General features: G+C 28.8%; 2 protein-coding genes. One reads left to right on the top strand and one right to left on the bottom strand.

What is annotated here, in order from left to right:
* The first annotated feature begins 55 nt into the window (after nt 1–55).
* Nucleotides 56–2,527: a tetratricopeptide repeat protein gene (locus tag CRO04_RS25390; protein ID WP_097007023.1), complete on the top strand. Its 2,472-nt coding sequence runs from the start codon at nt 56–58 to the stop codon at nt 2,525–2,527.
* On the opposite strand, the gene CRO04_RS25385 is transcribed toward CRO04_RS25390, so the two are convergent.
* A complete protein-coding gene (locus CRO04_RS25385; RefSeq protein ID WP_097007022.1) occupies nt 2,522–3,394 on the bottom strand; it encodes a 4-(cytidine 5'-diphospho)-2-C-methyl-D-erythritol kinase in 873 nt (290 codons plus the stop codon). The genes CRO04_RS25390 and CRO04_RS25385 overlap by 6 nt on opposite strands.
* Nucleotides 3,395–3,528: the final 134 nt, after the last annotated feature.

Genomic DNA, 3,528 nt, shown 5'->3' with positions numbered 1-3,528 from the left:
AGGATAATTCAATATTATCCTCCATTCATTACAGAGAAATAAGAGGATAAAAATTATGGCAATTGATTCCGAATTTACTATAGGAAAAGGTGAAACAACAAGATTTTGTGTAAATAAAATATTCACAGATAGGGATTTACCTAAAAAAGCCTTTAAAAGAAAACTTGACCAGATAACCAATGAACATGCTGAAGGTAAGGATATGCACCATGTCTTAACTTATTACGGAATTGGCGGTGTTGGAAAAAGCAGTTTACAAAAAGAATTAAAAAAACAGATTGATTCCATTTATAAAAATTTTATTTATACATCTGTAGATTTAGCAAACATTCCAAATCAATCTACAGCAAGAATGTTATTGGAATTATCTATGTCATTTTCTGATAAAAATATGCAAATGCCTCATTTTAGTATTGCTTATGCGTTATACTTTCAAAAAAGTAATAAAGATATTCTTTATAATAACAACAAAAAGGTTCTTTTTGATGAAAATTTGGGAATCGTTGCTGATATTTTAAGTTTAATTGATGGATTAGGTATTTTAGGTATAATTCCCAATATGGTTAACAAATTATACGAAACTACATATAATAAGTTCGTTTTAAGCAAAGAGTTAAAAGAGGATCTAAGAAGATTAGAACTTATGGATGTTGTTGATATTGAAAATTTATTACCCGAATTTTGGGCATACGATATAAAAAAATATCTTGAATCAAAGAAAGATAAAATTATTATTGTATTTTTTGATACCTATGAAGCACTATGGAGCAATGGAAAAAATGAAATAACAAAGTTTTCTCGTGATGTAGCAATACGTAAAATGATATCAAAGTTGCCCGGAGTTCTTTTTGTCATTAGTGGTCGTGAATTTATAGAATGGTCAGTTATTGACTCTGATTGGAACAATATTCTAGAACAGCATCAGTTAGAGAAATTGGATGAAGATAATGCAAATAATTTTTTAAAAGGATGCAGCGTATTTGAATCCGATATCCGCGAACAGATGATTAAAGTAAGTTTCAGTCATCCATATTATCTGGATTTACTAGTTGACACATATGTAGAAATGGTAAATTCACATATTACACCAACTAAAGAACTCTTCGCAACAACTAAGCGAGAAATTTTAGAATGTTTTTTTAAGTATTTGCAAGAAAAAGAAATCGAAGTTATAAAAATACTGTCTGTTACTCGTTATTATAATTTTTCATTGTTCTGCTACTTACTATCCAAACTACCTATAGGATACCCTGTAACAAAATTTGAAGAATTTAATAAGTTTTCTTTTATAAATCAATTAACTGAAGATAATTATCACATACATGAGTTGATGCGAAAAGAAGTAATTGAACTTATTCCTAGCGAACTTAATAAAACGATAAATTATCTAATAATTAATTACTATAACGATCAATTATCATGTGATATATCATATGAGAAATTGAAACTCTATATTAAAGAATGTATTTTTCATTATAGTAATATTCTTGAACCACAATTATTCCAGAAAAAGATAACAGAACTTTATTATAAATATTTTCAAAAATTCCAAAACAAAGGAGAATCACTATATCTACATGATATTATGAACAAAGTATACAGCTATTTGAATCATTCCATGAATGCCGATTTATTTGAAATTTATACTGATATGGTTATGTTAAATGGAAATTTTAAGGAAGCAGTTAATTTGTTAGATACATATCTGGGAGATTACGATATAAAGCAAATTTCACAAGATGAGCAGTTATTACAATTGTATGTTAAAAAGGCAAAGCACCAGATGACATATGAATCTACAGATAATACTTTAAGTTTACTTGATAGTATAGAATCTTTTATTGATAAAGATAAAAAACCACGTCAATATGCAGAACTGATATACACACGGGCAAATATGCTGTTAATTAGAGGTGATTATGATGAAGCTAAGGATTTCCTCGAACAAGTAGTAAATATTGCCGTAATGCATTGTTTCTATGATTTACATTGTAGGGCATTAAGAAAAATCGCAGACTATTATTTATTAAAAAAGGAAGAGAGAGAAGCTGATGCTGCGTTTATGGAAGGAATTAACATTGCTAAAAATTATGGCTATGAAAGATATGCGAATTATCTTGAGTGTACAAAAGCTGAGATATACAGAAAATTAAAATTGTTCGTACAATCAAGGAATACCTATACTCAGTGTTGTGATAATTTTCAAGCATTAGGGGTTGCACCTTGGGTAGCTCATACAAATTTAGGATTGGCCTTAATTGAGCTAGAAAAGGGCAATTACTTATATACCTTAGAATTACTAGAAAAATGTATGAAGATTTACAGGCAAACTCATCACACTTGGGGGAAAATCCATGTAAAAATCATTCAACTTCAATGTAAATATTTAAATGGTGAAATATTAAGTAATGAAGATTTAAGTAATGTTAAATTAGACTGCAAGAAGTACGGGTATATCGCATCATTATCTCAAGTTGAAGCCTTGGAGAACAATCAAATTATTATCTCAAATTTAATTTTTCTATAGTAATGATTTATTTACATTTAAGTTGGCTAATGTTTTTGTCATGTAGACATAGGGATAGCAGGTAGAAAGGGCGGTAAACCCACTCCTTAATATTTCAGCATTATGAGTTACCATAAAAAAGCATGAACCCGTACCTGTCATGGAAATCCCATCAAAACCCAGTGAATTACAATATCTTTGTAACTTGTAAAAATCTGATTTTAGCGCAGGGTTTGATTTAATAAAGCTGTTATGTACAAAATTTCCTATATCTTCGCAATTTTGCAAAAGTGATTCTAATAAAATTGAGCCGTCCACTGTTTTATAGGGAGAAGTGTCTAATATGTCAAAAGCCTCAGATGTTGAAATGCCATAATTAGGCATAATTAATAAAATATAATATTCTTGACTACAATCAATCTCTTCACATACGGATTTTTTATCGTTAATATATATGTATTTTTGAAAGTAGCAAATAGGAACATCCCAACTTAATAGTCTTCCATAATAAAAGATATCTGAATAAAACATGTTCAAATTAAATGCTTGATTTAAAAAATTCATCATGCATGCAGCATCAGTACTTTCACCGCCTAAACCAGAACGAATAGGGATGTTTTTTTCAAGAAAAATATTAAACCCACTTGTAATATTGTAATGGGTTTTAAAAAGCTGAATACATTTATGTAATATATTATGTTCATCCGTAGGTACATTATCAACATTTGTTTTTAAAATAATTTCATCACTATTGTCAATTAACTCTATGTGTAAATAATCACATAACTCTAAAGGAACTATAATACTTTCAAGTGCATGATAACCATTTATATATTTTGATTGTACATTTAATAACAAATTAAGTTTAGCATATGCAGGAATTACCACGAATATTTTCTCCTTTGGAGGATAATATTGAATTATCCTCTACAGAAGTAAGACATAAGCAGCCCGGATTATAACCTAGGCTGCATATTTATTATCTAAACATCAAAGAATTTCGAGGATGCTTTTTTGTCAAA

The organism is Lacrimispora amygdalina, assembly GCF_900205965.1.
Taxonomy (GTDB): domain Bacteria; phylum Bacillota; class Clostridia; order Lachnospirales; family Lachnospiraceae; genus Lacrimispora; species Lacrimispora amygdalina_A.
This window is presented reverse-complemented; position numbering and strand designations above follow the sequence as displayed.

Coding starts and splice junctions, on each gene's coding strand:
- CRO04_RS25390 (WP_097007023.1), top strand. CDS start 56: ATGGCAATTGATTCCGAATTTACTATAGGAAAAGGTGAAACAACAAGA.